The organism is Actinoplanes sp. NPDC048791 (assembly GCF_040650095.1).
Classification (GTDB): domain Bacteria; phylum Actinomycetota; class Actinomycetes; order Mycobacteriales; family Micromonosporaceae; genus Actinoplanes.
This window is the reverse complement of the sequence record NZ_JBEZGQ010001020.1, coordinates 1-2954: the sequence shown is the minus strand read 5'-3', so window position 1 is coordinate 2954 and position 2954 is coordinate 1. Positions and strand designations below refer to the sequence as shown.

At 72.0% G+C, this 2954-nt stretch carries 2 protein-coding genes and 1 riboswitch; both genes read right to left on the bottom strand.

From position 1 onward, the window contains the following. Window positions 1-168: 168 nt before the first annotated feature. Window positions 169-280: riboswitch (TPP riboswitch) on the bottom strand. 129 nt (window positions 281-409) lie between these two features. Beyond that, a complete protein-coding gene (locus AB0C29_RS41455; protein WP_360832746.1) occupies window positions 410-2065 on the bottom strand; it encodes an ATP-binding cassette domain-containing protein in 1656 nt (551 codons plus the stop codon). Between the two features lie 31 nt (window positions 2066-2096). Further along, window positions 2097-2711 carry a methyltransferase gene (locus AB0C29_RS41450; RefSeq protein WP_360832743.1) on the bottom strand — a complete coding sequence of 205 codons (615 nt, stop codon included), beginning with the start codon at window positions 2709-2711 and terminating at the stop codon, window positions 2097-2099. Window positions 2712-2954 lie beyond the last annotated feature (243 nt).

The window sequence follows — 2954 nt, the reverse complement described above, 5'->3', positions numbered from 1 at the left end:
CCAGGAGGTTCGCGTCCCGGTCGCTGACGTCGTCCTCGACCCGGACCTGGATCGCCAGGCGCCGGCACGCGCCCAGCCGCCGGGCGGCAGCGATGGCGGCGGCCACGACGGTCAGCGGCTGCCGGCCGTGGCGGGCGTCCGTGATGACGTGCAGGTGCGGAAAGGCAGGGCCCACAACACACTCCTCCCTGCGCCGGCATTACCCGGATCAGGTTCGACGGTCGGGGGCCGCGACAGCCCCCCTCTCAGCCCGGTGCACCGGGCTCCCGTGGGGTTGGTTCCGAGCAGACGGTAACCCGCGTCCCGCCGCCCGTAAACCCCCACCCACCTCCACTGTGGGTGGTCGCGTGCTCGCACAGAGCCCATACGCTGCGCGTACGCCTACTTCGATTCCATCGTGGACGCCGCCCTAGCGGACGTCCCAGACCGGCTCGGGCGTCTCCACGACCTCGCCGTCACTTTGGAAGAGGATGAAACGGTCGAAACCGCGGGTGAACCAGCGGTCGTGGGTGACCGCGATCACCGTGCCCTCGAACGCCTGCAGCCCCTCCTCGAGGGCCTCGGCCGACGCCAGGTCCAGGTTGTCCGTGGGCTCGTCGAGCAGCAGCACTGTCGCGCCGGACAACTCCAGCAGCAGCACGAGGAAACGCGCCTGCTGCCCGCCGGAGAGCGTGCCGAAGAGCTGATCACCCTGGGCCGCCAGCTCGTAGCGGTTCAGAGCCTTCATGGCACCCGCCCGGTCCATCCCGGAACGGTGGTCGTCACCCCGCCAGAGAATCTCGACCAGGGTACGTTTCAGCAGCTCCGGCCGGTCATGCGTCTGCGAGAAGTGACCGGGCCGGACCCGGGCGCCGAGCCTGGCGACACCGTTGTGCGCCACGTGGGCCAGCGGCGCCCCGTCGACCGGCTTGTTGTCCACGTCGGGGGCGGTGCCGCCGGCCGCGAGGAGCCGCAGGAAGTGCGACTTGCCCGTGCCGTTGGCGCCCAGCACCGCGACCCGGTCGCCGTACCAGATCTCCAGGTCGAACGGGAAGGTCAGATTCTCCAGCTCGAGCCCGGTGCACATCACCGCGCGCTTACCCGTACGCCCGCCGCGCAGGTTCATCCGCAGCGACTGCTCCTTGGGCGGCAACGGCGGCGGCCCGGCCCCCTCGAACTTGCGCAACCGCGTCTGCGCCGCCTGATACCGCGACGCCAGCCCGTCGTTGTACGCCGCTTTGTTCTTCAGCGTGAAGACCAGCTCGCGCAGCTTCTCGTGCTCCTCGTCCCAACGCCGGCGCAACTCCAGCAGCCGTTCGTGGCGGTCGGAACGGGCCTCGTGCCAGGACGCGAAGCCACCGGGATGCGTCCACGCGCTGCCACCCTCGACGGCCACCACCCGGCTCGCCGTCTGGGCCAGCAGCTCCCGGTCGTGCGAGACGTAGAGCACCGACTTCGACGACTCCTTGAGCCGCGCCTCGAGCCAGCGCTTGCCGGGCACGTCGAGGAAGTTGTCCGGCTCGTCGAGCAGCAGCACCTCGTCGCTGCCGCGCAGCAGCAGGTCGAGCGCGAAGCGTTTCTGCTGGCCGCCGGAGAGCGTGCGCACCGGCCGGTGCCGGACCTCCTCCCACGGCTTGCCCAGGATGGCCACGGCCACGACGTCGAAGAGCACCTCGGCGTCGTAGCCACCGGCCTCGCCCCAGCCGGCGATCGCGTTGGCGTAGGCCAGCTGCGCCTTCTCGGCGTCGGGGTTGCTCTCCAAAGCGGACTGGGCCGCGGCCAGGACCGCGCCGGCGGCCCGCAGCGGCGGCGCGACCAGCGACAGGGCCAGGTCGTCGAGGGTACGGTCATCGCCGATCATCCCGATGAACTGGCGCATCACCCCGAGCCCGCCGGCCCGCGCGATGGTGCCGATCGGGGTGGACGTGTCCCCGGCGACCATCCGCAACAGCGTCGTCTTGCCGGCCCCGTTCGGCCCGACGAGCGCCACCTTCGCACCCTCGCCGACCCGGAACGACACGTCGGAGAAGAGCTCCCGGCCGTCCGGCAGCACAAATCCGACCCCTGACACGTCTACGTAACCCACGTGGGCATCCTCCCCGACGACCCGCCGGTGGTCAGCCGGTTTTTCCGGTCACCCGCAGCACCCGGAAGCCGCGCTGGCTGGCCGTACGCGTCACTTCCCAGCCCAGCGACACGAGCCAGGTGTGCAGCGAATCACCACCGAGGTTGCGGTTGATCACCAGCCAGGCGACCCCGCCGGGCGCGAGCCGGGGCAGCCAGCGTTCCATCAGCGCGCGCAGCTCAGCCTTGCCGACGTGGGTGGGCGGGTTGCTCCAGATCTGCGCGAAGGTGACGTCGTCCGGCACCTCGTCGGGGGCGGCGACCCGCACCCGGCCGGCCAGCCCGAGGGCGGCGGCGTTCTCCGCGGTCAGCTCCCGGGCCCGGGCGTTGACATCGATCGCGTAGACGGTGGACTCCGGCGCCTCGCTGGCGAGCACACAGGCGATCGGGCCGTAGCCACAGCCGAGATCGAGCAGGGTGCCGGTGGTCGCGGCCGTGGGCAGGTCGCCCTTGCGCAACAGTACGGCGGTCCCCGGGTCGAGCCGCCCGGCGGAGAACACCCCGCCCGCGACAACCAGGTCATAGGCCCGGCCGGCGGCGGTGAACTCGATGCGGCTCCGCTTGGCGGGCGCGGCGGGCTCGGCGCTGAAGTAATGGTCGGCGGTCACACCGCCCATCCTCCCCCAACCTCCGCGGGCGCAACGACGGGAGGCCACCGGAGGGTGCCGCACACGCTGTGCGTCCATCGATCAGGGTGCCCTCCTACCGTGGCCTGCATGCCTGGCGATCCGCACCCCCGCTCCGCCCACCGCGCCGGCCCGGCGGGCGGACTCGCGTCGCTGACCCCGCAGGGCCTGGTCCGCCAGGCGCAGGCGGGACACGCCCGGGCCCGGCTGGCGATCATCCGCCAG